General features: G+C 61.0%; 23 protein-coding genes. 10 read left to right on the forward strand and 13 right to left on the reverse strand.

All coding sequences use genetic code 11. The features are described 5' to 3' along the window. Nucleotides 1–35 precede the first annotated feature (35 nt). A complete protein-coding gene (tsaD, locus tag ACVI9W_RS14640; protein WP_157190929.1) occupies nt 36–1,061 on the forward strand; it encodes a tRNA (adenosine(37)-N6)-threonylcarbamoyltransferase complex transferase subunit TsaD in 1,026 nt (341 codons plus the stop codon). 23 nt (nt 1,062–1,084) lie between these two features. Here the strand turns inward: tsaD and plsY are convergent, their stop codons facing one another. Further along, on the reverse strand, nt 1,085–1,654 hold the full coding sequence (plsY, locus tag ACVI9W_RS14645; protein WP_038606016.1) for a glycerol-3-phosphate 1-O-acyltransferase PlsY: 570 nt from the start codon (nt 1,652–1,654) through the stop codon (nt 1,085–1,087). Nucleotides 1,655–1,728: 74 nt separating this feature from the next. Here plsY and folB point away from each other — a divergent pair, with 74 nt between their 5' ends. Next, nucleotides 1,729–2,082, forward strand: coding sequence for a dihydroneopterin aldolase (gene folB, locus ACVI9W_RS14650; RefSeq protein ID WP_038606019.1), 354 nt, complete (start codon nt 1,729–1,731; stop codon nt 2,080–2,082). Beyond that, nucleotides 2,073–2,582: a 2-amino-4-hydroxy-6-hydroxymethyldihydropteridine diphosphokinase gene (gene folK / locus ACVI9W_RS14655; RefSeq protein WP_461530377.1), complete on the forward strand. Its 510-nt coding sequence runs from the start codon at nt 2,073–2,075 to the stop codon at nt 2,580–2,582. Before folB ends, folK begins: the two co-directional genes overlap by 10 nt. Nucleotides 2,583–2,657: 75 nt before the next feature. Here folK and ACVI9W_RS14660 read toward each other — a convergent pair whose 3' ends face one another. The 11 genes from ACVI9W_RS14660 to ACVI9W_RS14710 all read right to left on the reverse strand — a co-directional run bounded on the left by ACVI9W_RS14660 (nt 2,658) and on the right by ACVI9W_RS14710 (nt 16,684). Further along, nucleotides 2,658–3,887, reverse strand: coding sequence for a multifunctional CCA addition/repair protein (locus ACVI9W_RS14660; protein WP_461530378.1), 1,230 nt, complete (start codon nt 3,885–3,887; stop codon nt 2,658–2,660). 55 nt (nt 3,888–3,942) lie between these two features. Continuing rightward, the gene (locus tag ACVI9W_RS14665; protein ID WP_038606026.1) at nt 3,943–5,505 is read right to left on the reverse strand and encodes a SpoVR family protein; all 1,563 of its coding nucleotides are present in this window, start codon (nt 5,503–5,505) and stop codon (nt 3,943–3,945) included. Beyond that, complete coding sequence (locus ACVI9W_RS14670; RefSeq protein ID WP_038606029.1) at nt 5,502–6,773, reverse strand: YeaH/YhbH family protein; 1,272 nt, start codon at nt 6,771–6,773, stop codon at nt 5,502–5,504. Before ACVI9W_RS14670 ends, ACVI9W_RS14665 begins: the two co-directional genes overlap by 4 nt. A gap of 104 nt (nt 6,774–6,877) precedes the next feature. Beyond that, nucleotides 6,878–8,800, reverse strand: coding sequence for a PrkA family serine protein kinase (locus ACVI9W_RS14675; protein WP_038606031.1), 1,923 nt, complete (start codon nt 8,798–8,800; stop codon nt 6,878–6,880). Nucleotides 8,801–9,082: 282 nt separating this feature from the next. Continuing rightward, the gene (glpE, locus tag ACVI9W_RS14680; RefSeq protein WP_157190935.1) at nt 9,083–9,412 is read right to left on the reverse strand and encodes a thiosulfate sulfurtransferase GlpE; all 330 of its coding nucleotides are present in this window, start codon (nt 9,410–9,412) and stop codon (nt 9,083–9,085) included. Between the two features lie 14 nt (nt 9,413–9,426). Continuing rightward, on the reverse strand, nt 9,427–10,302 hold the full coding sequence (locus tag ACVI9W_RS14685) for a symmetrical bis(5'-nucleosyl)-tetraphosphatase (RefSeq protein WP_461530379.1): 876 nt from the start codon (nt 10,300–10,302) through the stop codon (nt 9,427–9,429). Continuing rightward, a complete protein-coding gene (apaG, locus tag ACVI9W_RS14690) occupies nt 10,302–10,682 on the reverse strand; it encodes a Co2+/Mg2+ efflux protein ApaG (protein ID WP_191831353.1) in 381 nt (126 codons plus the stop codon). Before apaG ends, ACVI9W_RS14685 begins: the two co-directional genes overlap by 1 nt. A 105-nt stretch (nt 10,683–10,787) precedes the next feature. After that, the gene (gene rsmA, locus ACVI9W_RS14695; RefSeq protein ID WP_157190937.1) at nt 10,788–11,594 is read right to left on the reverse strand and encodes a 16S rRNA (adenine(1518)-N(6)/adenine(1519)-N(6))-dimethyltransferase RsmA; all 807 of its coding nucleotides are present in this window, start codon (nt 11,592–11,594) and stop codon (nt 10,788–10,790) included. Then, nucleotides 11,591–12,580 carry a 4-hydroxythreonine-4-phosphate dehydrogenase PdxA gene (pdxA, locus tag ACVI9W_RS14700; RefSeq protein WP_461530380.1) on the reverse strand — a complete coding sequence of 330 codons (990 nt, stop codon included), beginning with the start codon at nt 12,578–12,580 and terminating at the stop codon, nt 11,591–11,593. Before pdxA ends, rsmA begins: the two co-directional genes overlap by 4 nt. After that, a complete protein-coding gene (gene surA / locus ACVI9W_RS14705) occupies nt 12,577–13,893 on the reverse strand; it encodes a peptidylprolyl isomerase SurA (protein WP_461530381.1) in 1,317 nt (438 codons plus the stop codon). The genes pdxA and surA overlap by 4 nt, the downstream gene beginning before the upstream one ends. Further along, nucleotides 13,874–16,684, reverse strand: a complete 2,811-nt coding sequence (locus tag ACVI9W_RS14710; protein ID WP_461530382.1) for an LPS-assembly protein LptD — start codon at nt 16,682–16,684, stop codon at nt 13,874–13,876. The genes surA and ACVI9W_RS14710 overlap by 20 nt, the downstream gene beginning before the upstream one ends. A gap of 130 nt (nt 16,685–16,814) precedes the next feature. Here ACVI9W_RS14710 and ACVI9W_RS14715 point away from each other — a divergent pair, with 130 nt between their 5' ends. The 3 genes from ACVI9W_RS14715 to ACVI9W_RS14725 are packed head-to-tail and all read left to right on the forward strand — an operon-like array spanning nt 16,815 to nt 19,274. Further along, nucleotides 16,815–17,840, forward strand: a complete 1,026-nt coding sequence (locus ACVI9W_RS14715; protein WP_461530383.1) for an aminoglycoside phosphotransferase family protein — start codon at nt 16,815–16,817, stop codon at nt 17,838–17,840. Next, a complete protein-coding gene (gene murU, locus ACVI9W_RS14720) occupies nt 17,837–18,508 on the forward strand; it encodes an N-acetylmuramate alpha-1-phosphate uridylyltransferase MurU (RefSeq protein WP_461530384.1) in 672 nt (223 codons plus the stop codon). The genes ACVI9W_RS14715 and murU overlap by 4 nt, the downstream gene beginning before the upstream one ends. A gap of 1 nt (nt 18,509) precedes the next feature. Continuing rightward, on the forward strand, nt 18,510–19,274 hold the full coding sequence (locus tag ACVI9W_RS14725; RefSeq protein ID WP_461530385.1) for a DnaJ domain-containing protein: 765 nt from the start codon (nt 18,510–18,512) through the stop codon (nt 19,272–19,274). Here ACVI9W_RS14725 and ACVI9W_RS14730 read toward each other — a convergent pair. Beyond that, nucleotides 19,271–20,275: an alpha/beta hydrolase family protein gene (locus tag ACVI9W_RS14730; RefSeq protein ID WP_461530386.1), complete on the reverse strand. Its 1,005-nt coding sequence runs from the start codon at nt 20,273–20,275 to the stop codon at nt 19,271–19,273. The genes ACVI9W_RS14725 and ACVI9W_RS14730 overlap by 4 nt on opposite strands. A gap of 94 nt (nt 20,276–20,369) precedes the next feature. On the opposite strand from ACVI9W_RS14730, the gene ACVI9W_RS14735 reads away from it, so the two are divergent. The 4 genes from ACVI9W_RS14735 (at nt 20,370) to ACVI9W_RS14750 (ending at nt 25,801) form a co-directional block, all read left to right on the forward strand. Beyond that, the gene (locus tag ACVI9W_RS14735; RefSeq protein ID WP_461530387.1) at nt 20,370–22,760 is read left to right on the forward strand and encodes a PAS domain-containing sensor histidine kinase; all 2,391 of its coding nucleotides are present in this window, start codon (nt 20,370–20,372) and stop codon (nt 22,758–22,760) included. Between the two features lie 7 nt (nt 22,761–22,767). Continuing rightward, nucleotides 22,768–23,400 (forward strand): response regulator, encoded by a 633-nt coding sequence (locus ACVI9W_RS14740; protein ID WP_174446954.1) that lies wholly within the window; start codon nt 22,768–22,770, stop codon nt 23,398–23,400. A 201-nt stretch (nt 23,401–23,601) separates the two neighbouring features. Beyond that, nucleotides 23,602–24,726: an ABC transporter ATP-binding protein gene (locus tag ACVI9W_RS14745; RefSeq protein ID WP_038606070.1), complete on the forward strand. Its 1,125-nt coding sequence runs from the start codon at nt 23,602–23,604 to the stop codon at nt 24,724–24,726. A 40-nt stretch (nt 24,727–24,766) separates the two neighbouring features. Further along, the gene (locus ACVI9W_RS14750) at nt 24,767–25,801 is read left to right on the forward strand and encodes an ABC transporter substrate-binding protein (protein ID WP_038606073.1); all 1,035 of its coding nucleotides are present in this window, start codon (nt 24,767–24,769) and stop codon (nt 25,799–25,801) included. Nucleotides 25,802–25,855 lie beyond the last annotated feature (54 nt).

Below are 25,855 nucleotides of genomic sequence, written 5' to 3' on the forward strand. Positions count from 1 at the left end.
CGCCTTCGAATTCAGCCTCCACAAGGCGCAGACCCATGCTAGTACTGGGATTGGAAACATCCTGCGACGAAACCGGCGTCGCATTATACGACAGTGAACGCGGTCTTTTGGCCGATGCATTGTTCAGTCAGATCGACCTGCACCGTGCCTATGGCGGCGTGGTGCCGGAGCTCGCCTCACGCGATCACGTCAAGCGCATGCTGCCGTTGATCCGCCAGGTGCTGGACGAGGCCGACTGTGTCGCTACCGAAATTGATGCCATTGCCTATACCGCCGGCCCCGGGCTGGTCGGTGCGCTGCTGGTGGGGGCGTCCTGCGCCCAGGCCCTGGCGTTTGCCTGGGGTATTCCGGCGTTGGGCGTGCATCACATGGAAGGTCATCTGCTCGCGCCGATGCTCGAAGAGCAGCCGCCTGAGTTCCCGTTTGTCGCCTTGCTGGTGTCCGGTGGACATACCCAGCTGGTGCGCGTGGACGGCATTGGCCGTTACCAATTGCTGGGTGAAACCCTTGATGACGCAGCGGGCGAAGCGTTCGACAAGACCGCCAAGCTGATGGGACTGAATTATCCAGGTGGCCCGGAAATCGCCCGTCTTGCGACTCAGGGCGTTCCAGGGCGTTTCGTTTTCCCGCGGCCGATGACCGATCGACCTGGCCTGGATTTCAGCTTCAGCGGCCTCAAGACCTTTGCCCTGAACACCTGGCAGCAGTGCCAGAGTGCTGGAGACGACGGCGAGCAAACCCGTTGCGACGTGTCGCTGGCCTTCCAGCAGGCAGTGGTGGAGACTCTGACCATCAAGTGCAAGCGTGCCCTGAAGCAGACCGGCCTCAAGCGCCTGGTGATCGCCGGTGGTGTCAGTGCCAACAAGGCCCTGCGGACCTCGCTGGAAGACATGCTCGCGGGCATCAAGGGCAATGTGTACTACGCCCGCCCACAGTTCTGCACCGATAATGGCGCCATGATCGCCTATGCCGGTTGCCAGCGCTTGGCTGCAGGGCAGCAGGAAAGCCTGGCAATCAGTGTGCAGGCACGTTGGCCGATGGAACAGCTGGCGCCGCTGTGATGAGCGGCGTTCATGCGTCCGATTCAGAAATGCCGTTCGCGGCCGGCAAAAAGGTCGCGTAGATTGCCGCGGTGACGCCAGACGATCAGCACGGTCAGCACGCTGATTGGCAATAGCGCTTCCGGCTCGCGCCAGGCCAGCAGTGGCAGGGTCAGAGGTGTGGCGATCAGTGCCGCGAGGGAGCTGGTGCGGGTCAGGTAGAAGGTCAGCAGCCAGGCGCAGATGGCCAGCAGTGCTGCTGGCGGGTAGAGCCCCAGTAACAGGCCGGCGGCGGTGGCGACACCTTTGCCGCCGCGAAAGCAGAAGTACACCGGAAACAGGTGGCCGATGACCGCACACACGCCGATCCAGGCCTGTTGTTGCAGGTCAAGGCCGGCAAGATTGGCGACCAGCACGGGCAACAAGCCCTTGCACAGGTCGCCAAGCAGGGTCAGGACCGCCAGCTTGCGGCCGGCCAGACGCAGCATGTTGGTTGCCCCGGCGTTGCCAGAACCGCTCATGCGCGGGTCCGGGCTGCCATTGAGGCGGCTGAGGAGTATGGCAAAGGACAGCGAGCCAAGCAGGTAGGCGAGCAGCGCCAGTAACCAAAACATGCTAACTATTCCGGGCGAGGACGCCTTGATTCTAACGGCGCCAGTCGCCCTTGTCGTGCAGTGGAGAGAAGTGCTTGGACAGAGTGTTCATCGAAGGCCTGGAAGTCGATACCGTCATCGGTGCCTATGACTGGGAGCGTGGCATTCGCCAGTGCCTGCGCCTGGACCTGCGTTTTGCCTGGGACAACCGGCCGGCAGCGGCGGGCGACGACCTGACCCTGGCCCTGGACTACGCCAGTGTGACTGCGCGTATCCAGGCGTTTGCCGAACAATCCGAGTTCCAGTTGGTCGAAACCTTCGCCGAGCGCCTGGCTGCAGTGCTGATGAGCGAGTTCCAGATTCCCTGGCTGCAGCTCAAACTGACCAAGCCCGGCGCCGTGTCGGCCGCCACCGGAGTGGGCGTGGAGATCGAGCGCGGATGTCTCTGAACCGGGTTTACCTTGGCCTTGGCAGCAATGTCGAGCGTGAACGGCATTTGACGGCGGGGCTGGATGCGCTGGCTGTTTTTCTGCAAGACATGCAGTGTTCGGCAGTGTTCGAGAGCCAGGCGGTGGGCATCAAAAGCGGCCCGTTCTTCAATCTGGTGGTGACCGGGTTGACCGATATGCCGCTGATGGAACTGGATCGTCGACTCAAGTTCATCGAGGCTGACAATGGCCGCTATGCGCCAGAGCGCAAAGGCCTGCCGCTGGATATCGATGTGCTGATGTACAACGATCTGCATGGCAGTTTTGACGGCCTGGTGCTGCCCCGCGCCGAGATTCTCAAGAATGCCTTTGTATTGTGGCCGCTTTCGTTGATTGCCCCTGAGTTGCTGCATCCGGGAGCAGGCAAAACCATGGGCCGGTTGTGGGAAGAGGCGCAAATCGACCAGGTGCTAGCGCCTGTACCCTTTGAGTGGCACGGGCAGCAGTTGACCTGTCTCTGAGCTTTTTCTGGTCCCTGTCGCGGGGCAAGCCCGCTCCCACCGGTTCTGTGGGAGCGGGCTTGCCCCGCGATGCTTTCAGGCGCCGAAGTTGTTCTTGTAGGCCTTCAAGGCTTTCAAGCGCTCGCCCTTGAGCGCCTCTCCCAGCGCTTGCCCGGTCAGCCCTTGCTGCACCAGTGGCTGCACCTGTACTGCCCGCGCTGCCGCCGCCGCACCGCGCAGGTAATCGGCTTGCGGGTACTGCCGCTGCTCCAGCCCCTTGCGTCCCCGGGCGTCCATTTCGCACGCTGCGATGAACTCCTCAAAACGCTGCGGCCGACGATAAACATCGAAGCTTTGCAGCAGTTCAAGCAAGGTCGAGGCCCTGAGCTCCAGAGCGCGGTGGCAGTGCGTGTGGTACTCACCGACCAGTGCCGCCAACTCCTGGCACTCGCGTGGCACCTTGAAGCGCTGGTTGACGGCCTTGATCAGCTTGAGCCCGCGTTGCTCGTGAGCGATGTGCCGCGGCCATTCCTCCTCCGGGGTAAGCCCTTTGCCCAGATCGTGGAGCAGGCAAGCCCAGCGCACACTCAGGGGTTGCTGATGCTGTGCGGCTTGTTCGAGGACCGAGAGGGTGTGGATGCCACTGTCGATTTCCGGGTGGTGGGCCGCAGGTTGCGGTACGCCGAACAGGGCTTCGAGTTCAGGCATCAGCTCCTTGAGAGCGCCACAATCGCGCAGCACCTGAATGAACACCTGAGGCTGATCCTCCATCAGTGCCCGGGCAATTTCTTTCCAGCTGCGCTCGGCGGTGAGTGCCTGGAGTTCACCGGATTCGCTAAGCTGGCGCATCAGCTCAATGGTTTGCGGTGCAACCTTGAAGCCCATTGCGGCGTAGCGCGCGGCAAAGCGGGCGACGCGCAGGACCCGCAATGGATCTTCGGCGAATGCCGGGGAAACATGGCGTAAAATGCGGGCTTCGAGATCTTTTCTGCCGCCATAAGGATCGCTGACGTTACCCTGCTCATCTTCGGCCATGGCATTGATGGTCAGGTCGCGTCGGATCAGGTCTTCCTCGAGGGTTACCTCGGGGCTGGCGTGAAAGGTGAAGCCACCGTAACCGCGGCCACTCTTGCGCTCGGTGCGCGCCAGGGCGTATTCCTCGCCGCTTTTGGGGTGGATGAACACCGGAAAGTCGGCACCCACGGGCCGATAGCCGAGCGCCTGCATTTGCTCTGCGCTAGCGCCGACCACAACCCAGTCGATATCACTGACCGGCCGGCCGAGCAGGCGGTCGCGTACGGCACCGCCGACTTTGTAGATCTGCATGAAAATCCTCCGTTGATGCCACAGGATACCCTGTCTGGCAGCAACGGAGGGCTGGCTAGAGGTGCACGACCGCCAGGTCCAGGCGCCCGTACTCGGCCTCGCCATGCTCGCCCTTGGGCGGCACGTGGTGGGTTTTCATGATCTGGTCACCCTGCAGGGTTTCCAGGTGGATATCGAAGCCCCAGAGGCGGTGCAGGTGCTTGAGCACCTCCTCGGTCGAGTCGCCTAGCGGCTTGCGATCGTGTTGCTGGTGGCGCAGGGTCAGGGAGCGGTCGCCACGACGGTCGATGCTCCAGATCTGCACGTTGGGTTCGCGGTTGCCCAGGTTGTATTGAGCGGCCAGGGTTTCACGGATGATCCGGTAGCCGCTTTCGTCATGGATGGCCGGTACCAGCAGGTCATCGCGCTGGTCGTCATCGAGGATGCTGAACAGCTTGAGGTCGCGGATCACCGTGGGTGACAGGTACTGCAGGATGAAGCTCTCGTCCTTGAAGCTGCTCATGGCGAACTTGATGGTCGACAGCCAGTCGCTGCCGGCGATTTCCGGGAACCAGCGGCGGTCCTCTTCGGTGGGGTGTTCACACATGCGCCGGATGTCCCGGTACATGGCAAAACCCAGGGCGTAGGGGTTGATGCCGCTGTAGTAGGGGCTGTCGAAGCCTGGCTGGAACACCACGCTGGTGTGCGACTGCAGGAACTCCATCATGAAGCCCTCGGTAACCAGGCCTTCGTCGTACAGGTCGTTCATCAGGGTGTAGTGCCAGAAGGTCGCCCAACCCTCGTTCATTACCTGGGTCTGGCGTTGCGGGTAGAAGTACTGGGCGATCTTGCGCACGATGCGCACGATCTCGCGTTGCCAGGGCTCGAGCAGCGGTGCGTGTTTCTCGATGAAGTAGAGAATGTTCTCCTGGGGCTCGGCCGGAAAGCGCGCGTTGTCACGGTCGCTGTTCTTGTCGGCGCCTTTGGGGATGGTCCGCCACAGGTCGTTGATCTGCTTTTGCAGGTGTTCTTCGCGTTCCTTCTGCCGCCGCCGTTCCTCCTCGGCGGAAATCGGGTAGGGGCGCTTGTAGCGGTCGACACCGTAGTTCATCAGGGCGTGGCAGGAGTCGAGCAGGTCTTCCACCGCATCGATGCCGTGGCGTTCCTCGCACTGGGTGATGTACTGCTTGGCGAACACCAGGTAGTCAATGATCGAGCTGGCATCGGTCCAGGTACGGAACAGGTAATTGCCCTTGAAGAAACTGTTGTGCCCGTAACAGGCGTGAGCAACCACCAGGGCCTGCATGCAGATGGTGTTTTCTTCCATCAGGTAGGCAATGCACGGGTCGGAGTTGATCACGATCTCGTAGGCCAGGCCCATCTGGCCCCGGCTGTAGGATTTCTCGGTGCTGAGGAAGTGTTTGCCGTAGGACCAATGGTGATAGCCCAGAGGCATGCCGACGGACGCGTAGGCATCCATCATCTGCTCGGCGGTGATCACTTCGATCTGGTTGGGGTAAGTGTCCAGGGCATAGCGCTCGGCCAGGCGGCTGATTTCCCGGTCATAGGCCTGGATCAGTTCGAATGTCCATTCGGACCCGGTGGAAATGGGTTGGCGCTTCTGCTCTCTAGCGGTCATGTCACTAACCTGCGCTGGAAGAGTTCACGGAAGACCGGATAGATATCGCCGGCCGACACCAGCTGCTGCTGGGCGAACGTATCGGCAAAGGCTTCGCCGATGCGTTCATATTCGAACCACAATGCCTGATGTTCGCGAGGGGTGATCTCAACGTAAGTGTAGTACTGGACGAACGGCATGATCTGCTTGGTGAGGATTTCGCGGCAGATCGGTGAATCATCGTTCCAGTTGTCGCCGTCAGAGGCTTGGGCGGCGTAGATGTTCCATTCGTTGGCCGGGTAGCGTTCGGCCATGATTTCCTGCATCAGTTTCAGGGCGCTGGAGACGATGGTGCCGCCGGTTTCCCGGGAGTAGAAGAACTCCTCTTCGTCGACTTCGCGGGCACTGGTGTGGTGGCGGATGAACACCACTTCGATCTTGTCGTAGTTGCGCTTGAGAAACAGGTACAGAAGGATGAAAAAGCGCTTGGCGATGTCCTTGGTGGCCTGGGTCATGGACCCGGAAACGTCCATCAGGCAGAACATCACCGCTTTCGAGCTGGGGTTGGGTTGCTTGATCAGCAAGTTGTACTTGAGGTCGAAAGTGTCGAGGAAAGGTACGCGGTTTATACGTGCGCTCAAACGCTCAATTTCGGCTTCTATTTCCTGAATATCGCCGAAATTGTCTGGTTCTTCCCGTTTAAGTCGCGCCAGTTCCTCTTGCGCTACACGCAGCTTGGCGCGGCTGCTGCCAGACAAGGCGATGCGTCTGGCGTGAGCCGAACGCAGCGTGCGGATGATGTTGATGCGCGACGGGTTGCCTTCGTTGCTGATACCGGCTCGCACGGTCTTGAAGGTGTCAGTGCCGGCCAGATGGCGTTTGACCAGGTTGGGCAGCTCCAGGTCCTCGAACATGAATTCGAGAAATTCCTCCTGGGTAATCTGGAAGACGAATTCGTCCATGCCCTCGCCGGAATTGCCGGCCTTGCCTCGCCCACCGCCGCCACCGCCACCCTGTGGCCGGGCGATGTGTTCGCCGGCGGTGAATTCCTTGTTGCCTGGGTGGACCACGGTCTGCTTGCCGCCGCGGCCGTGGTGAAGCACCGGCTCGTCGATATCACGACCGGGAATGCTGATCTGCTCACCATGCTCCATGTCGGTAATGGAGCGGCGACTTACGGCCTCCTCGACGGCTTTCTTGATGTGGTCACGGTAACGCCGCAGGAAACGCTGGCGGTTGACCGTGCTCTTGTTCTTGCCGTTCAGGCGTCGGTCGATCACATAGCTCATAGGCCCCTCCGGGGAGCTGAAGACTCAAGCTTCAAGCCGCAAGCCGGGCCAGGCGGCTGACAAGAGCCTGGCGCAGAGCTTGCGGCTTGCCACTTACAGCTCGGTCACTGCGATTTTCTGACCCGCAGGTACCATTCCGAGAGCAGCCGAACTTGCTTGTCTGTGTAGCCGCGTTCCACCATTCGAGTGACGAAGTCGTTGTGTTTCTGTTGATCCTCTTTGCTCGCCTTGGCGTTGAAGCTGATGACCGGCAGCAGGTCTTCGGTGTTGGAGAACATTTTCTTCTCGATCACTACCCGCAGTTTTTCGTAGCTGAGCCAGGTCGGGTTCTTGCCGTTGTTGTTGGCCCGGGCGCGCAACACGAAGTTGACGATCTCGTTGCGGAAATCCTTCGGATTGCTGATGCCCGCCGGTTTCTCGATTTTTTCCAGCTCTTCGTTGAGGGCGATGCGGTTGAGGATTTCGCCGGTTTCCGGGTCGCGGTACTCCTGGTCCTGGATCCAGAAGTCGGCGTACAGCACGTAGCGGTCGAAGATGTTCTGACCGTACTCGCTGTAGGACTCCAGGTAAGCAGTCTGGATTTCCTTGCCGATGAACTCGATGTAGCGCGGTGCCAGGTACTCTTTCAGGTAGCGCAGGTAGCGCTCGCGCACTTCGGCCGGGAATTGTTCCTGCTCGATCTGCTGTTCCAGCACGTAGAGCAGATGCACCGGGTTGGCGGCGATCTCGTGAGGATCGAAGTTGAACACCTTCGACAGGATCTTGAAGGCAAAGCGGGTCGACAGACCGTTCATGCCTTCGTCCACCCCGGCAGCGTCGCGGTATTCCTGGATCGATTTGGCTTTGGGGTCGGTGTCTTTGAGATTTTCGCCGTCGTAGACACGCATCTTCGAATAGATGTTCGAGTTTTCCGGCTCTTTGAGTCGCGACAGCACGGTGAACTGGGCGAGCATCTTCAGGGTATCAGGTGCGCAATGGGCCTTGGCCAGCGAGCTGTTGAACAGCAGTTTGTCGTAGATCTTGATCTCGTCGCTGACCCGCAGGCAGTAAGGCACCTTGACGATGTAGATCCGGTCGATGAACGCTTCGTTGTTCTTGTTGTTGCGGAAGCTGTGCCATTCCGATTCGTTGGAGTGGGCCAGCAGAATCCCGGAGTAGGGGATAGACCCCAGGCCTTCGGTGCTGTTGTAGTTACCTTCCTGGGTGGCAGTCAGCAGCGGGTGCAGAACCTTGATGGGCGCCTTGAACATTTCGACGAATTCCATCAGGCCCTGGTTGGCCCGGCACAGTGCGCCCGAATAGCTGTAGGCGTCGGCGTCGTTCTGTGGGTATTCCTCGAGTTTGCGGATATCGACCTTACCGACCAGGGCGGAAATATCCTGGTTGTTCTCGTCACCCGGTTCGGTTTTGGCGATGGCGATCTGGTTGAGGATCGACGGGTACAGTTTGACCACCTTGAACTGGCTGATGTCGCCCCCGAACTCGGCCAGTCGCTTGGTCGCCCAGGGCGACATGATGGTATTCAGGTAACGCCGCGGAATACCGAAGTCTTCTTCGAGGATCGCGCCGTCTTCCGTGGCGTTGAACAGCCCCAGAGGCGATTCGAAGACCGGCGAGCCCTTGATGGCATAGAAGGGCACCTTCTCCATCAGTTGCTTCAGCTTTTCGGCCAGGGAGGACTTGCCGCCACCCACGGGGCCGAGCAGGTAGAGGATCTGTTTCTTCTCTTCCAGGCCCTGAGCGGCATGGCGGAAGTAGGAGACGATCTGATCGATGCACTCCTCCATGCCATGGAAGTCCTCAAAGGACGGATAACGGCGGATCACCTTGTTGGAGAAGATTCGCGACAGCCTTGAGTTGTTCGAGGTGTCGACCAGTTCCGGCTCGCCAATGGCCATCAACAGGCGTTCAGCCGCCGACGCGTAAGCACTGCGATCGCTTTTGCAGAGCTCAAGGTACTCTTGCAGCGAAAACTCTTCCTGACGGGTGGACTCGAAACGTTGTTGGAAGTGGCTAAAAATACTCATGACGTCACCTCGCTCGATACGTGGAGCCGACGCCGGATCAGTCAGCTGATGCTGGCATGCAATCGACGAGTGCCGATTGCTGTATACCCCCCAGAACACCTAGAACTCGCTACCGATGACCCGCACGCCGGTGTACCGGCTCTCCCCTTTTTGGATGGCCTGGGCTTAAGGATAGTTCGTAATCCGGGAGGTCAAGGGTGGTTGCGCATGAAGTTCGCCATGACCGTTCGTCTGGTCAGGCGCGAGCCCGCACAGGACGCGGGCTACGGCAGGTGAAAAAAATTATTCGGCAGTGCCTTGAGCGGTTTCTGCCGGGTATGTGCCACGCCACAGCTCAAAGCCACCGTCGAGGCTGTAGACGTCGGAAAAGCCCTGGCTGACCAGATAGGCAGCAGCGCTCTGGCTGGAGTTGCCGTGATAGCAGACCACCACCGTGGGGGCGTCGAGGTCGGCGCCGCGGATGAAATCTGCCACCGAATGGTTGTCCAGATGCCTGGAACCGGTGATGTGGCCGAGGGCATAGGTTTGCGGGTCGCGAATATCGACCACGACCGCACCTTGCTCGCGCAGCGCCTGAGCCTGCTCGGGAGGGATGCGTTTGAATTCGCTCATGGGTACGGTTTCCTTCAGGACTGGTCGCTTATTCTAGCGGGTTGTGCTGGCGCGGGTAGAGGGCGCGGTGTGCCTTCGTCGGTGCAATCGCAGCGATGCAACTGGCCGTTATCGACGTTGTACAGGGTCATTGCACCGCCCCAGACGCAGCCGGTGTCCAGGGCAATCACTCCTGGCTCCTTGCAGCGGCCTTCAAGTGCCGCCCAGTGGCCAAAGATGATTTTCACATGACGCGAGCGCCGCCCTTTGTGGGCGAACCAGGGCTTGTAGCCGGGCGGGGCAGTCTCGACACCTTCTTTGCCCTTGAGGTCGAGCTTGCCTTCACTGGTGCAAAAGCGCATGCGGGTGAAGTAGTTGGTGATCACCCGCAGGCGGGTCACGCCACTGAGATCCTTGCTCCACTTGTTCGGCTCATTGCCGTACATGCCGTCCAGGTAGGGCTTGAGGCGGTTGTCGTCGCGCAGCACTTCCTCGACCTCGCTCGCCAGCTCCAGCGCCTTGCCCAGGGTCCACTGCGGTGGAATGCCAGCATGGACCAGGGCTACGCCACGCTGCTCGTCGTAGTGCAGCAGCTTTTGCCGTCGCAACCAGTCAAGCAGTTCGTCAGCGTCCGGCGCCTGGAGAATCTCGAGCAGGGTGTCACTCTTTTTCAGGCGCTCGATGTTGTGCCAGGCCGCCAGCAGGTGAAGGTCGTGGTTGCCCAGCACACACACCAGTGAGTCGCGGATGGAGTACAGGAAGCGCAGGGTTTCCAACGACTCCGGGCCACGGTTGACCAGGTCACCCACCAGCCAAAGACGGTCGACGGCGGGGTTGAAGTTGACCCGCTCAAGCAGGCACTTGAGCGGTTGCAGGCACCCTTGCAAGTCACCTACTGCGTACACCGCCATTAGTGCAGGGCTCCGGGAACGGCCAGGCGGAACGGGGCGATAATGGCCTCGAAGCGCTTACCGTCTTCGGCGAACATCTGGTAGCTGCCCTGCATGGTGCCGACCTGGGTGCTGATCACTGCGCCACTGCTGTAGGTATGGCTCTTGCCGGGTTCGATCAGCGGTTGCTGACCGATCACGCCGGCGCCCTTTACCTCTTCGACCTGACCATCGCCATTGGTGATCAGCCAGTGACGCGACATCAGTTTGGCTGGCAGCGACCCATTGTTCTGCACGGTAATGGTGTAGGCGAAGGCGAAACGCTCGTTTTCGGGGTCGGATTGTTCTTTGAGAAAGCGGGTCACGACGCTGACGTCGATCTGGTAGCGGGGATCAGACATGCAAGGGGCCTTGGAAACAGACGCGGATACGGCAATTGCGTTCAGTCTAGGCTATTGGCGGGGTTGCCGGCCAGTCATGCGGGCATGACTGACCGTTGCAGCAGCTTAGTGGCTGCCTTGTTGCTCGGCCAGCTTGTCCGCCAGGCGGACGAAGGCGGCCAGGTCCAGCTGCTCCGGGCGCAGGCTGCCGTCGACGCCAGCGGCTTCGATGGCTTCGCTGCTGAGCAGGGCCTTGAGGGTATTGCGCAGGGTCTTGCGGCGTTGGTTGAAGGCTTCGCGGACGATGCGCTCAAGCAGGCGATGATCCTTGGCCGGGAACGGCAGGGTTTCGTGCGGAACCAGGCGTACGATGGCCGAGTCGACCTTCGGTGGCGGATTGAATGCCCCGGGGCCGACGTTGAACAGATGTTCGACCCGGCAGTGGTACTGAACCATGATCGACAGGCGGCCCCAGTCGCCACCACCGGGACCTGCAGCCAGGCGCTCGACCACTTCCTTCTGCAGCATGAAGTGCATGTCGCGGATCAGCTCGGCATTGGCCAGCAGGTGGAAGATCAGTGGCGTGGAGATGTTGTACGGCAGGTTGCCGACCACGCGCAGGCTGTTTGGCGCGGCGCCCAGGCTGGTGAAGTCGAACTTCAGGGCGTCGCCCTGGTGCAGGCGGAAGTTGTCGCGGCCAGCGAATTGCTGGTTGAGGATCGGCACCAGGTCCTTGTCCAGCTCGACCACGTCAAGCTGTGCGCCGCTGCCCAGCAGGCCTTCGGTCAGGGCGCCCTGGCCCGGGCCGATTTCCAGCATGCGATCGCCCGCCTTGGCGTGGATCGAGCGCAGGATGCGGTCAATGACCCCGGCATCGTGCAGGAAGTTCTGGCCGAAGCGCTTGCGCGCCCGGTGTTGGTATTGCTCACTCATAGTCGGGTCTCGGCCATCTGGTAGGCGGTTTCCAGGGCGACTTGCAGGCTGCCGGTGTCAATCTTGCCGCTGCCGGCCAGATCCAGGGCGGTGCCGTGATCGACCGACGTGCGGATGATCGGCAGGCCCAGAGTCACGTTGACGGCGGCGCCAAAGCCCTTGTACTTGAGTACGGGCAAGCCCTGGTCGTGGTACATCGCCAGCACTGCGTCGCAGTGCTCCAGATATTTGGGGGTAAACAGGGTATCGGCAGGCAACGGGCCGCGCAGGTCCATGCCTTCGCTGCGCAGGCGCGCCAATGTGGGTTCGATGGTGTCGATTTCTTCATGGCCAAGGTGGCCACCTTCACCGGCGTGCGGGTTCAGGCCGCAGACCAGGATGCGCGGATTGGCAATGCCGAACTTCTGTTGCAGGTCGGCGTGCAGGATCCGCGTGACGCGTTCCAGGCGTTCCGGGGTGATGGCGTCGGCTACATCGCGCAGGGGCAGGTGAGTGGTCACCAGGGCCACACGCAAGCCGCGAGTGGCCAACATCATCACCACTTGCGCGGTGCCGGTGAGATCGGCGAGAAATTCGGTGTGGCCGGAAAAGGCGATACCGCTCTCGTTGATCACACCCTTGTGCACAGGCGCGGTGATCATCCCGGCAAAATGCCCGTCAAGGCAGCCTTGGCCTGCGCGGGTCAGGGTTTCCAGGACGAAAGCAGCATTGGCTTTGTCCAGCTGGCCAGCCACCACCGGGTTCTGCAGCAGCGTGTCCCAGACATACAGGCTGCCGGCTGGAGCAGGCTGGTCGGGAAGCGCGTCGAGGCTGACCGGAAGCAGATTGACAGCCACACCCAGCTGCGTGGCCCGCTCGGTGAGCAGGTCACAGCTGGTGATGGCAATCAGGGGATGAGGCTGGGCTTGCGCGGCGAGCAGCAGGCACAGGTCGGGACCTATGCCGGCCGGCTCGCCGGGTGTGAGGGCGAAGCGCTGAAGTTTCACTGGGAGGCCTGATCGGCGCCAGGAAGCTTGATTTCAACGTAGGCTTCGTCACGGATCTGACGCAGCCAGGTTTGCAGCTCTTCGTCGTACTTGCGGTTACGCAGTACGTTCATCGCTTGTTGCTCACGGGCTTGCTCGGTGCTGTCAGTGGCGCGACGGCCGATGACTTCGAGGACGTGCCAGCCGTACTGGGTTTTGAACGGTTTGGTGACCTGACCCTGCTGGGCGTTGGCCATTTCTTCACGGAACTCGGGCACCAGGGCATTCGGGTCGATCCAGTTAAGGTCGCCGCCGTTGAGAGCCGAACCGGGGTCTTCGGAGTAGCTCTTCGCCAGCTGGGCGAAATCTTCGCCGCTCTGGATGCGCTCGTAGAGTTTCTCTGCCAGTGCTTTGGTAGCCGCTTCGCTACGGATCTCGCTAGGCTTGATCAGGATATGGCGAACGTGCACTTCGTCACGCACCATGGTCTGGCCGCCACGCTTTTCCTGCAGCTTGAGGATGATGAAGCCGCCTGGTGTACGGACAGGCTCGGTGACATCGCCCACCGACATGGCGCTGAGCATACGGTCGAAAGGTGGTGGCAGCTGAGCCGCTTTACGCCAGCCCATCTCACCACCTTCCAGCGCGCTTTCGCTTGCCGAACGGGCGATCGCCAGTTGAGCGAAGTCGGCACCTTGCTTGAGCTGCAGGTAAACCTGCTCCGCTTGCTTGGCTGCGGCCTGGATGGCGGCCGAATCAGCGCGTTCCGGGGTCGGGATCAGGATGTTGGCCAGGCGGAATTCTTCCGACAGCTGCATCTTGCCCATGTCCGAGGCGAGGAAGTTCTTCACTTCCTGCTCCGACACCTGAATGCGTTCGGCGACACGACGCTGACGCACGCGGCTGATGATCATCTCGCGACGTACCTGCTCGCGAGCATCTTCATAGGACAGACCGTCGCGGGCCAGGGCCGCGCGGAACTGCTCCAGGTTCATGCCATTGCGCTGGGCGATGGTGCCGATGGCCTGGTTCAGCTCTTCGTCGGTGATGCGGATGCCGGAGCGGTCGCCGATCTGCAGTTGCAGGTTTTCGACGATCAGGCGTTCAAGCACCTGTTGATCGAGCACGCTAGCGGGTGGCACGGAGCCGCCACGCTTGGCGATGGTCTGCTGGACTTCACGCACGCGGCTGTCCAGTTGGCTCTTCATCACCACGTCGTTGTCGACGATGGCCACAACGCTGTCCAGGTTTTGCACGGCGGCATGCGCCGTGCTGCTCAGCAATACAGCGCCCAGCAGCAGCGGGCGCAGACAATCAGTAAGCTTGGTCTTCACGTTCACGATAACCTTGAATGCCTTTGTCGAGGAAAGACTCGACCTTATTGCCCACTACGCCGCCGAGGCCTTTCAGCACAACCTGCAGGAAGACGCCGTGGTCACCTTTTTCGTTTTGCGGAGTTGCCTGGCTGAAATCGTCGTAGTCAATCCAGTAACGGTTGATCAGACGCAGCTTCCAGCAGCAGTTGTCGTACTCGAAACCGCCGAATGCTTCCAGGGTACGGTTGCGGTTGTAGTCGTGCTGCCAGCGGGCGATCGCGGTCCACTGCGGAACGATCGGCCACATGACCGAGAAGTCATGTTGCTGGATCTTGTAGTAGTCCTTGACGTAGTTCGGGTCGCCTGGAACGCCGTAGTCGCCGCCGCCCACTTGCCAGCGACCGGTGGTGCTGTTGTAGGTGACCATGTCGTTACGGTAGCGGTAACCGAGGTTGACCACCTTGTTGACGTCGTCTTCAGGCTGGTAGTGGAACATCGCGCTGCCCGAGCGGGTGCTGCGGCTGTCCGGGTCCCAGTTGAAGTCGGAGTTGAAGCGCCAGTCGCGGTTGAAGCGGTAGGCATACTCCAGCGCATAGGGAGAAACATCCGACTGTGCGTCCTTGCGGTCTTCGAACTTGATACCAGGCAATTGAACCTTGCGGTCCTTGAAGTACAGCGCCTGGCCAACGCTCAAGCGTTGGCGTTCGAAGCCGTTCTCTTCGATCCAGCGGTTGGTCACGCCCAGCGACAGCTTGTTTTCGTCACCGATACGGTCGTTGCCGGTGAAGCGGTTGTCGCGGAACAGCGAGGCGTAGTTGAACGTCGATTCGCTGGTGTCGAAGACCGGAATGTCCTGTTGGTCTTCATTCGGGACGTACAGGTAGTACAGGCGCGGCTCCAGTGTCTGGCGATAGTTCTTGCCGAACCACTGGGTGTTGCGATCAAAGTACAAGCCGCTGTCGACGCTGAAGATTGGTACGTTACGGTTTTGCGAACTGCCGAATTTGCCGAACTCTTCCGGTGCTGTAGCAGCCTGCAGTTTGCCCTGGCTGTCCAGATCAAGATCGTAATGCGTAGAGGTATACTTGAGCGATGGTGTCAGGTAGCCGTAGGTCGCTGTCAGAGGCAGACTGATTTTTGGCGCAGCATACAGGCGGGTACCGTTGGCACGCGCGAGGCCAAAAACGTTCTGGTCGATACGACCACCATCGGCGCGCACACTTGTATCAATGTTGCCGTCTTCGTCGAACACGGTTCCGCTTTTCAGATCACGATCGAATCGAACTGCTTCAGTTTCATAACTGAGGTCAAAACCACCCGGATGGTAAGGCAGCATCCCGTTGATGGTGATTTGCGGCAGCTTGTCGTAAGGGGTGATCTGCGAAATGGTCGCCAGCTCATAGGACTGCACATTCAAACGTGCAGTGTAGGTGTCGCCGCGCCAGGTCAACGCACCTTGCTGATTGAGGAAGTCAGTGCTTTCTACACCAATCTGATCCGATTCCAGATCCTGGAAGTAGAACGGATCGCTGATGTCGGTGTAGTCGACTTCAGTCAGCAGACGCTCGTCAAGGCCGCCCTTGTGCTGCCAGTTGACCATCCAGCGTTGATCCTGGTAGTCGGTCTGTTCCTTGCGATCATCATCCTTGTCATTCAGGTAAGCACCACCGAACTGACCTTCACTGGATTTGGTCAGGTAGCGGAACTCGCCTTCCATCAACATGCCGCGCTTGGCCATGTAGCGTGGATACAAGGTGGCGTCGTAGTTTGGCGCCAGGTTGAAGTAGTACGGCGTGACCAGCATGAAGCCGGTGTCACTGCTGGTACTGAACGATGGCGGCAGGAAACCGGACTGGCGGCGATCGTCGATCGGGAAGTAGATATAGGGTGTGTAGAACACCGGAATATCCTTGACCCGCAGGGTGACGTTGGTCGCGGTACCGAAACCGGTGGCCGGGTTCAGGGTGATGTTGTTGCCCTTGAGCTGCCAGGCGTTACTGTTCGGCTCACAGGTGGTGTAGGTACCATCCTTGAGGCGGATGATGGCGTTCTCGGCGCGCTTGGCGTACAGCGCGCTACCGCGGATACGCGACTTGTGCATCACGTATTCGGCGTTGTCGACCTTGGCTTCACCGGTGTCGAGCTGAATGTCGGCATGGTCGCCAACCACCAGCGAACCGTTGTCACGGATCTTGACGTTGCCGGCGAGTTCGCCACGATTCTCGGCCTGGTACAGGTTGGCCTCGTCGGCTTCAACCTGCATGCTGCCCTGGCGCATGACCACATCACCGGCGAGGGTGGCGATCTGCTGCTCTTGCTGGTAACGGGAAACCTTGGCGCCGATGAAGGTCGGGGCTTCATCCTTTGGCGTGGTGTCATCCATGCCCGGACGGGTCGGCTCGATATAGGCGCCGGCACAGTACGGCCCGGTTTCGGCGAGCTGGGCAGGGGTCAGCTGATCACGCGGAACCCAGTCCAGGTGGCTGTAGTCGGCGCTGCGGGATTTCAGCACACGGCCTTTGCTCTCGGTAACGAGCATCGGGCCCTTGCCGGCCTCTTCGACGGCTTCGCCGGTCTCAGCGGTGGCTTCGCCCGTCGAGCTGACAGCTGCACCCGGATGCACCGGACGAGGCGGCAGCGCGGCAGCGTTGGCTTTGGGCTTGCAGTCCCAGCCTCCGGCAGCGGACACTTGGCAGTCGAATTGCTCTGCGGCGACCACATACGAGGTGGCCAGAGGTTGCAGCGCCAGCAGACCGCCGGTGACCAGCAACGGGAATTTTTTACGAAACGCGGGGGATTTCAATGCCATCTTATTAGTCCGGGCTTCCTGCGTGCCATCTGCCCGCGTGTGGGGCCGCACGCCTCTCGATGGTCTGAAAAAGATGCTGGATAATAAAGCATGACCCGCTTGACGGCTAGGGCCGTCGGAGACCCTTGTAATGCCTGATCACGATGTACGCCTGCAACACCTCACTGTCTGGCTCGATGCACAACTGACCGATCTGTTCGATAAACAGGGCTGGGGTGCGGTTCCAGCGGCCAGCCTGACCGCTGCGAGCAGCGATGCGAGCTTTCGCCGCTACTTCCGCTGGCAGGCCGAAGGCCACAGTTTTATTGTCATGGACGCACCGCCACCGCAGGAAAACTGCCGTCCTTTTGTTGATATCGCTCACTTGCTGGCTTCTGCCAAGGTCAATGTCCCGGTAATTCATGCGCAGGATCTGGAGCGCGGGTTCCTGCTGCTCAGCGATCTGGGTACCCAGACTTATCTCGATGTGATCAATGCCGACAATGCCGATGGCTTGTTCAATGACGCTATCGATGCGCTGCTGGCGTTCCAGCAATTGCCGATGGACGCGCCGTTGCCGAGCTACGACGTGGCCCTGTTGCGCCGCGAGCTGGAGCTGTTTCCCGAGTGGTACGTGGGGCGCGAGCTGGGTCTGGGCTTCACTGACCGGCAACTGGCCGCCTGGCAGCGCATCAGCACGCTGCTGATCGACAGCGCTCTGGCCCAGCCCAAGGTACTGGTGCACCGCGACTATATGCCACGCAACCTGATGCAGAGCGTTCCGAACCCTGGCGTACTGGATTTCCAGGATGCCGTTTACGGGCCGGTCACCTATGACGTCACCTGCCTGTTCAAAGATGCGTTCCTGAGCTGGCCGCAAGCGCGGGTCGAAGGCTGGTTGAAGGGCTACTGGGACCGGGCGCAGGCCAAGGGCATTCCAGTGCAGGCTGATTTCCAGGACTTCTACCGCGCCAGCGACCTGATGGGCGTGCAGCGGCACCTCAAGGTCATCGGTATTTTCGCGCGGATCTGCCACCGTGATGGCAAGCCGCGCTACCTGAGCGACGTACCACGCTTCTTTGCCTATATAGATGAAGTGATTGCCCGCCGTCCTGAACTGGCCGAGCTGGATGAGTTGATCGAAAGTCTGCAGGCTGAGGCTGGAGCGCGTCCATGAAGGCAATGATTCTCGCGGCGGGCAAGGGCGAGCGGATGCGTCCGTTGACCCTGCACACGCCCAAGCCTCTGTTGCCGGTGGCGGGTGTGCCGCTGATCGAGTACCACCTGCGCGCCCTGGTGGCAGCAGGTTTCAAGGAGGTGGTGATCAACCACGCCTGGCTCGGCGCACAGATCGAAGCTCATCTGGGTAACGGTGCCGGTTGGGGCCTGAACATCAGCTACTCGCCGGAGGGCGAGCCGCTGGAGACCGGGGGCGGGATCTTCAAGGCTCTGCCCTTGCTCGGTAATGAGCCCTTTGTGCTGGTCAATGGTGATGTATGGACCGATTACGACTTCAGCCGTTTGCCGCAAAAGCCTGCAGGCCTTGCCCATCTGGTGCTGGTCGATAACCCGGGCCATCACGGCAAGGGCGATTTCTGCCTGCAGCAGAGTTTGGTCAGTGACGGCCAGGACGGGGCAGACACCCTGACCTACAGCGGCATCGCCGTCATCGATCCGGCCTTGTTCAAAGACTGTACGGCCGGTGCCTTCAAGTTGGCACCCCTGTTGCGCCAGGCAATGGCAGCAGGTCAGGTCAGTGGCGAGCATTTCAGTGGTCACTGGGTGGATGTTGGTACGCAGGAGCGTCTGGCGGAAGTCGAACTACTGATCAAAGGACGCCGTTGACATGTTGTGGCCGAGCACAGTGATTGGTGCCGGGGCCGGCTTCGCCATTGCCAGCATTCCTGGGGCATTGCTGGGGGCGTTGCTGGGGCAGGCGATGGATCGCCGCTTGCAGTTGCACAGTTGGGCGCATGTCCGTGAGCGTCTGGGTGGGCGTCCGGTATTGCGTGACGATGAGGTGCTGTTCGTGCTGCTAGGGCGTCTGGCCAAGAGTGACGGGCGGGTGGTCGACGGGCATATTCAGCAGGCGCGTCAGGAAATGCAGCGCCTGGAGATGAGCGAGCCTGCGCGTCGCCGGGCGATTGCCGCGTTCAACCGCGGCAAGAGTGGCAAGGACCGCTTGGGTGTCTACCTGCGTCGTTTGCGGCAGCAACCTCATGCCGCCGAGGGCATGTTGCGCGCTTGCTTGCGCATGGCCTGGGCCGATGGCCGGGCAGGTCGACGCGAACGCGAGCTGTTGCTCGACTGGGGGCAGCAGCTGGGGTGGTCGGCGCCCAAAGTCCAGGCACTGGCGCTGGAATATGAGCCCCAGCGGGCGGGCTTATCCAGCGCCAATCTTGGTTATCAGGACGCTTTGCGCATGCTCGGCGTCGAGGCGCACGCTGAGCCGGGCCAGATCAAGCAGGCGTATCGGCGTCTGGTCAGCCGCCACCACCCGGACAAGCTGGTCGGCAGTGGCGCCAGCCCATCGCAGGTACGTGAAGCCACCGAGCGTACCCGCGAGCTGCACCAGGCCTACGCGATCATCCGCCAGCGCCGCGGTTTCTAGTCGGCCATTTCCGGGCTGAGCCAACCACGCACGCGGCGGAACAGTTGTTCCTGTTCTGCCGCGCTGTTGCCGGGCATGGCGGTCAATCCTACCTGACGATAATTGTTGTCCTTGAGCCGTTTGCTGGCCTGCAGACGCTGCTCGGCAGCGCGTCGCGCCTGGGGCTGGTTGGTGTAGAAGAAGTCCGCAGTGGGGACTTTCAGCGAAGGCGCCAGGGCGTCCAGGCTCTGTTCGGCTTGAGCGGGCGTCTGCGCTGTGACCATTACCAGTTTCTGCACCTGTGCCGGTTGCCGCTCACTGAGATAGCGGGCAGCCCAGTAGGCGCTACTGCCATTGCCCAGCAGGACGATGCTCCGTGCGTTGTGCTGCTGGGCGTAAGCCACAGCGGCATCGAGACGGGCAAAGATGCGCTCGGCATCGGCTTTGTCATTGATGCCTGGGGCCTCGGGTTGGGCTGCACTTTCGTTGGCCTCACTCTCGGCGGTCGTAGCTTTTTCGACGCTGGCATTGGCGTCATCAGGCGTGTCCTTGGCCGGTGCGCTCTCACCTTGGGCCACCGCCTGGCTTGGAGTCGGTGCAGTTTCGACACGTGCTTGCGGGCTGTCGGCCAGCAGGTCCGGCAGGCTCAGACTCAAACTATGCCAGCCGGCGTCCGGAAACTTGCGGCGCAACGGGCCGACGGTCTTAGGCCAGTCGGCGGTTTCGCCAGCGCCGGCGAGGATGATCAGTGCGCCCTCGGGTTCGCTGGTGTTGGCCGGTTTCCACAGCGCGAGGAAGTTGTCGCTGCCGGCTTGCAGCATTTGTTGCTCGGCCTGGGGGACCTGCCGCTCCAGCGCCTGGGCATCTTCCTGGCTGCGTTCAGCCAGCGGTTGGCGCTGGACGCTTGCCGGTGGAGTGTTTTCAGCAGCTTGCGGTGTTTCATCTGCAGCCGCTTGTGCGCTACAAGGTAGTATCAATACAAGGCAAAACGCCGGAAGCGTCGTGCGAAAAAGTGCGAACATGGAGTGGTCCAGGCCAGAATAATACCGGCAGCCTAATAGTATTTGTCCGGGACGGCCATGCTCGGCGGCCATCCATTCTTTGATGAGCGTTTAGATGAAGTCACTGCGCTGCCTGTTGGTTATCGGCTGTTTGTGCTGGTCCTTGATCGCTTGGGCGGCCCCTGCAAGCACGTCGACCGCTGTAGTTCTCGACCCTGCGCAACAGCAATGGCTCGAGCAGCACCGCAGCCTGCGGGTCGGGCTGGTGTTGCAGGCGCCATTTGCCCAGTTCGACCGTCGCCTGCAGCAACTGTATGGGGTCAATGTCGAACTGATGAACTGGCTGGGTCGTTCGCTGGGGCTGGACCTGACCTGGCGTAACTTCCCGGATCAGGCCGCGCTGGAGCGGGCGCTGGTGGCTGGTGAGGTCGATCTGGCGCCTGGCCTGACCCAGACACCGGCCGGTCTGCGCTTGTGGCTGTTCAGCGATCCGTACATGCGTGTGCCGCAGTTGATCGTTGGGCCGCGCAGTGGGGCGGTGGCGGTGGATCTTGAAAAGCTCGGCGACAATGAACGGGTCGCGGTACGCATGCCCAGCGCGGTGGCCGACTACCTGCGCGCCACCTACTCGAACCTCAATTTGCAAGGCGTTCCCGAGGAGCGTCAGGCGCTGCAGCTGGTACTCAGCGAGCAAGCCCGCTACGCCGTGGTGGATGAAGCGCAGTTGAGCCGGCTGTCGCGCGAAAGCGAGTTCAGCGACCTGGCGGTGGTCGGCGATATTGGCTTGCCGCAATTGTTGCGGGTTGCCTCGCGACGCGACTGGCCGCAGCTGGCAGAGATTCTTGAACGTGGTCTGCAGGCCATTCCGGCCAAGGACCTGGAACAGTTGCACCAGCGCTGGCTGGAACCCAAGTACCCGCGCTTGAGCGAATCGCCGGGTTTCTGGCAGAACCTGGGACTACTGCTTGCTGCGCTGTTGTTCAGCTGCATTGCCATCGTGGTGTGGCAGCGGCGCCAGTTGCGTCAGTTGGAGTACCACCTGCTGGCTGCGCGGGAGACCATCAACCAGCGTCAGGCTCGGGAAGAGGCCTTGCGCTTGAGTCAGTTCTCCATCGACCAGAGCACGGTGGGCATTCTCTGGGTCAACTGGGATAGCCATGTGCGTTATGCCAACCGCGCCGCCGAAAACATGCTCGGCTATGCCGAGGGTGCGGTGGTCGACCGGCCACTGATCGATTTCGAGCCCGGCCTGCATATGGACCGCTGGCTTGAACTGTGGAAAGGCGCGCGGGCCAGCAACGATGTTGCCCTGCATTTCGAAACCCAGTGCCTGCGCGCCGATGGCAGCCTGCTGCCGGTGGATGTGTCGCTGAGCTTTTTGCGCTTTCGCGATGCCGAGTACCTGGTGGTGTTTCTCACCGACGTGACCGAACGGCGCCGGGCCCTGGCTGCCTTGCGCGAAAGCGAGGCCAGGCTCAAGGGGATTGCCGGCAACGTTCCGGGTCTGGTGTTCCGGCTGGAGCGCAACCCGGCTGAAGGCGAGCTGGAATTCCCCTACATCAGTGAAGGCAGCGAGGCTCTGGTCGGTTATACCCCGGCGGCCTTGCAGCACCCGGACATGGGCCTGCGCAACCTGGTTCACCCGGATGACCGGGCCGATTACCACAAGGTTCAGGACCTGGCCCTGGCCACCGACCGCGACTGGTCCTGGCAAGGGCGCATCCTGACCCGCGAGGGTGAGCAGCGCTGGGCTGATATCAAGGCCAGTACCCGTAGCCTGGGCGATGGCCGCGTGGTCTGGGACGGCGTGGTCTGGGACATTACCCAGAGCAAGCGGGCCGAGCTGGAGCTGGCCCGCTCCCAGGAACAATTGCGCGATCTGTCGGCGCACCTGGAAAGTGTCCGTGAAGAAGAGAAAGCCCGTATCGCCCGGGAAGTGCATGACGAGCTGGGGCAGATGCTGACGGTGCTCAAGCTGGAAACATCGATGTGCGAGCTGGCCTACGCCGACCTCGATCCCGGCCTCAACGAGCGCCTGGCCAGCATGAAACGCCTGATTGCCCAGCTGTTCCAGTTGGTTCGAGATGTCGCCACCGCGTTGCGACCGCCGATTCTGGATGCTGGCATCGCCTCGGCGATCGAGTGGCAGGCCCGGCGTTTCGAGGCGCGCACGCAGATTCCTTGTCTGGTCCAGGTCCCGGAAAACCTGCCGCCGTTGAGCGATGCCAAGGCCATTGGCCTGTTCCGCATCCTGCAGGAGGCGCTGACCAATGTCATGCGTCACGCCCAGGCGCATACTGTGCAGATCAGCTTGAGCCTGGACGGTCGCACCCTGCGTTTGACGGTTATCGACGATGGTATCGGCTTTGCGCTGGATGAAAACCGCCCGACATCTTTCGGTCTGGTCGGGATGCGGGAACGGGTACTGATGCTGGGCGGACAAATGACCCTGGAGAGCGAACCGGGCGAGGGCACCAGCCTGAGCGTGGCGATTCCCCTGAAATAGGAGCGGTATTGTGATTCGAGTTCTGGTTGCCGAAGACCACACCATCGTTCGTGAAGGCATCAAGCAGTTGATTGGCCTGGCCAAGGATATGCAGGTGGCAGGGGAGGCCGGTAATGGCGAGCAATTGCTGGAGACTTTGCGCCATACCGACTGCGAAGTGGTGTTGCTGGATATCTCCATGCCCGGGGTCAATGGCCTTGAGGCGATTCCGCGGATCCGCGCCTTGAGCAACCCGCCAGCGATCCTGGTGCTGTCGATGCATGATGAGGCGCAGATGGCCGCGCGGGCGCTGAAGGTCGGTGCTGCGGGGTATGCGACCAAGGACAGCGATCCGGCCTTGTTGCTGACGGCCATTCGGCGGGTGGCCGGCGGTGGTCGGTACATTGACCCGGATCTGGCTGACAGGATGGTCTTCGAGGTCGGCCTGACTGACGCCCGGCCCCTGCATTCGCTGCTGTCGGAGCGCGAGTTTTCGGTGTTCGAGCGCTTGGCCCAGGGCGCCAACGTCAACGACATTGCCCAGCAGCTGGCACTGAGCAACAAGACCATCAGCACCCACAAGGCGCGCCTGATGCAGAAGCTCAATGTGAACTCGCTGGCGGAGTTGGTGAAGTACGCCATGGAGCACAAGTTGCTCTGAGTGTTCTGATTGCGACATCGCGGGGCTGTGGGAGCGGGCTTGCCCCGCGATGACATATCCAAAAACGCCATCCTTGTAGGGCAATCCCTACCCCAAGCCTTCCATCCTGCTGATACCAATCTCTCTCCACCCCCGATTTGCGCCGCCTCGCCCCTTCACTAGGCTGTCAGCACGGCAGTCATCCAATAAGAAGGTACGGGTATGAGTGAGGTGAATTCGAGCGCTGCAGCCGGCGAAGTGCTGGTGAGCTTTCGCGGTGTGCAGAAGAGCTATGACGGCGAAACGTTGATCGTCAAAGACCTCAATCTGGATATTCGCAAAGGCGAATTCCTGACCTTGCTCGGCCCTTCCGGCTCCGGCAAGACCACCAGCCTGATGATGCTGGCAGGCTTCGAGACCCCGACCGCCGGTGAAATCCAGCTGGCCGGGCGTTCGATCAACAACGTGCCGCCGCACAAACGCGACATCGGCATGGTGTTCCAGAACTACGCACTGTTCCCGCACATGACCGTGGCTGAGAACCTCGCCTTCCCTTTGAGTGTGCGCAACCTGAGCAAGACCGACATCAGCGAGCGGGTCAAGCGCGTGCTGAACATGGTCCAGCTCGATGCGTTCGCCAAGCGCTATCCCGGCCAGTTGTCCGGCGGCCAGCAGCAGCGGGTGGCCCTGGCGCGGGCACTGGTGTTCGAGCCGCAGCTGGTGCTGATGGACGAACCGCTCGGCGCGCTCGACAAGCAACTGCGTGAACACATGCAGATGGAAATCAAACACCTGCACCAGCGTCTGGGTGTCACCGTGGTGTATGTGACCCACGACCAGGGTGAAGCGCTGACCATGTCTGATCGCGTGGCCGTGTTCCACCAAGGCGAAATCCAGCAGATCGCCGACCCGCGCACGCTCTATGAAGAGCCGAAGAACACCTTCGTCGCCAACTTCATCGGTGAAAACAACCGCATCAATGGCCGCCTGATCAGTCAGGACGGCGAGCGTTGCCTGGTGCAGCTGGCCCGCGGTGAGAAGGTCGAGGCATTGGCGGTCAATGTCGGCCAGAGCGGCGAACCGGTGACCCTGTCGATCCGCCCCGAGCGCGTACGCCTCAATGGCCACAGCGAGAGCTGCGTCAACCGCTTCTCCGGGCGGGTGGCCGAATTCATCTACCTGGGCGACCACGTACGGGTCCGCCTGGAGGTGTGCGGCAAGGCCGATTTCTTCGTGAAGCAGCCGATTGCCGAACTCGACCCGGCCCTGGCCGTGGGCGACGTGGTACCGCTTGGCTGGGAAGTGGAGCACGCCCGCGCGCTCGATCCGATCCTGGAAGCCAATTGAAGGTTTGCTTCACCAACCCTGTACTGTGGAGAGAATAATAATGCTAAAGCACTTGAAGTTGACCGCACTGACGCTGGGGCTGTTTGCGGCGGGCCAGGCCATGGCGGCGGCTGACCTGACCGTGATCTCTTTCGGTGGTGCCAACAAGGCAGCCCAGACCAAAGCGTTCTACGAACCATGGGAAAAGGCTGGCAATGGCAAGATCGTTGCGGGCGAGTACAACGGTGAAATGGCCAAGGTCAAAGCCATGGTCGACACCAAGAGCGTGTCCTGGAACCTGGTCGAGGTCGAGTCGCCGGAACTGGCCCGTGGTTGTGACGAAGGCATGTTCGAAGAGCTCGACCCTGCGCTGTTCGGTGACGAGGCCGACTATGTCCCAGGTGCTATCCAGCCTTGCGGCGTAGGTTTCTTCGTCTGGTCCACGGTGATGGCCTACAACGCCGACAAACTGAAAACCGCGCCGACCAGCTGGGCCGATTTCTGGGACACCAAGCAGTTCCCGGGCAAGCGCGGTCTGCGCAAGGGCGCCAAGTACACCCTGGAATTCGCCCTGATGGCCGACGGTGTCGCGCCTAAAGATGTCTACAAGGTACTCGGCACCAAAGAAGGCCAGGATCGTGCCTTCAAGAAACTCGACGAACTCAAGCCAAGCATCCAGTGGTGGGAAGCTGGCGCTCAGCCGCCACAGTACCTGGCCTCGGGTGACGTGGTCATGAGCTCGGCCTACAACGGCCGGATCGCTGCAGTTCAGAAAGAAAGCAACCTGAAAGTGGTATGGAACGGCGGCATCTACGACTTCGACGCCTGGGCCATCCCGAAGGGCGCGAAAAATGCCGAAGAAGCCAAGAAGTTCATCGCCTATTCGGTCAAGCCTGAGCAACAGAAGATCTACTCGGAAAACATCGCTTATGGCCCTGCCAACTCCAAAGCGGTGAGCCTGCTCTCCGACGAGATCAAGAAAGACATGCCGACCACCCCGGAAAACATTGCCAACCAGGTGCAGATCGACGTCGCCTTCTGGGCCGACAACAGCGAGCAACTGGAGCAACGCTTTAACGCCTGGGCTGCCAAGTAAGGTCGGCTGATGGAGCGTCGGCACGTCGCCGACGCTTCCTGTTCTCAAGATTTC

The sequence above is a fragment of the Pseudomonas sp. 210_17 TE3656 genome (assembly GCF_054821965.1).

Coding starts and splice junctions, on each gene's coding strand:
- tsaD (WP_157190929.1), top strand. CDS start 36: ATGCTAGTACTGGGATTGGAAACATCCTGCGACGAAACCGGCGTCGCA.
- plsY (WP_038606016.1), bottom strand. CDS start 1,654: ATGTTTTGGTTACTGGCGCTGCTCGCCTACCTGCTTGGCTCGCTGTCC.
- folK (WP_461530377.1), top strand. CDS start 2,073: ATGTCTCTGAACCGGGTTTACCTTGGCCTTGGCAGCAATGTCGAGCGT.
- ACVI9W_RS14660 (WP_461530378.1), bottom strand. CDS start 3,887: ATGCAGATCTACAAAGTCGGCGGTGCCGTACGCGACCGCCTGCTCGGC.
- ACVI9W_RS14665 (WP_038606026.1), bottom strand. CDS start 5,505: ATGACCGCTAGAGAGCAGAAGCGCCAACCCATTTCCACCGGGTCCGAA.
- ACVI9W_RS14670 (WP_038606029.1), bottom strand. CDS start 6,773: ATGAGCTATGTGATCGACCGACGCCTGAACGGCAAGAACAAGAGCACG.
- ACVI9W_RS14675 (WP_038606031.1), bottom strand. CDS start 8,800: ATGAGTATTTTTAGCCACTTCCAACAACGTTTCGAGTCCACCCGTCAG.
- glpE (WP_157190935.1), bottom strand. CDS start 9,412: ATGAGCGAATTCAAACGCATCCCTCCCGAGCAGGCTCAGGCGCTGCGC.
- ACVI9W_RS14685 (WP_461530379.1), bottom strand. CDS start 10,302: ATGGCGGTGTACGCAGTAGGTGACTTGCAAGGGTGCCTGCAACCGCTC.
- apaG (WP_191831353.1), bottom strand. CDS start 10,682: ATGTCTGATCCCCGCTACCAGATCGACGTCAGCGTCGTGACCCGCTTT.
- rsmA (WP_157190937.1), bottom strand. CDS start 11,594: ATGAGTGAGCAATACCAACACCGGGCGCGCAAGCGCTTCGGCCAGAAC.
- ACVI9W_RS14710 (WP_461530382.1), bottom strand. CDS start 16,684: ATGGCATTGAAATCCCCCGCGTTTCGTAAAAAATTCCCGTTGCTGGTC.
- ACVI9W_RS14715 (WP_461530383.1), top strand. CDS start 16,815: ATGCCTGATCACGATGTACGCCTGCAACACCTCACTGTCTGGCTCGAT.
- murU (WP_461530384.1), top strand. CDS start 17,837: ATGAAGGCAATGATTCTCGCGGCGGGCAAGGGCGAGCGGATGCGTCCG.
- ACVI9W_RS14725 (WP_461530385.1), top strand. CDS start 18,510: ATGTTGTGGCCGAGCACAGTGATTGGTGCCGGGGCCGGCTTCGCCATT.
- ACVI9W_RS14730 (WP_461530386.1), bottom strand. CDS start 20,275: ATGTTCGCACTTTTTCGCACGACGCTTCCGGCGTTTTGCCTTGTATTG.
- ACVI9W_RS14735 (WP_461530387.1), top strand. CDS start 20,370: ATGAAGTCACTGCGCTGCCTGTTGGTTATCGGCTGTTTGTGCTGGTCC.
- ACVI9W_RS14745 (WP_038606070.1), top strand. CDS start 23,602: ATGAGTGAGGTGAATTCGAGCGCTGCAGCCGGCGAAGTGCTGGTGAGC.
- ACVI9W_RS14750 (WP_038606073.1), top strand. CDS start 24,767: ATGCTAAAGCACTTGAAGTTGACCGCACTGACGCTGGGGCTGTTTGCG.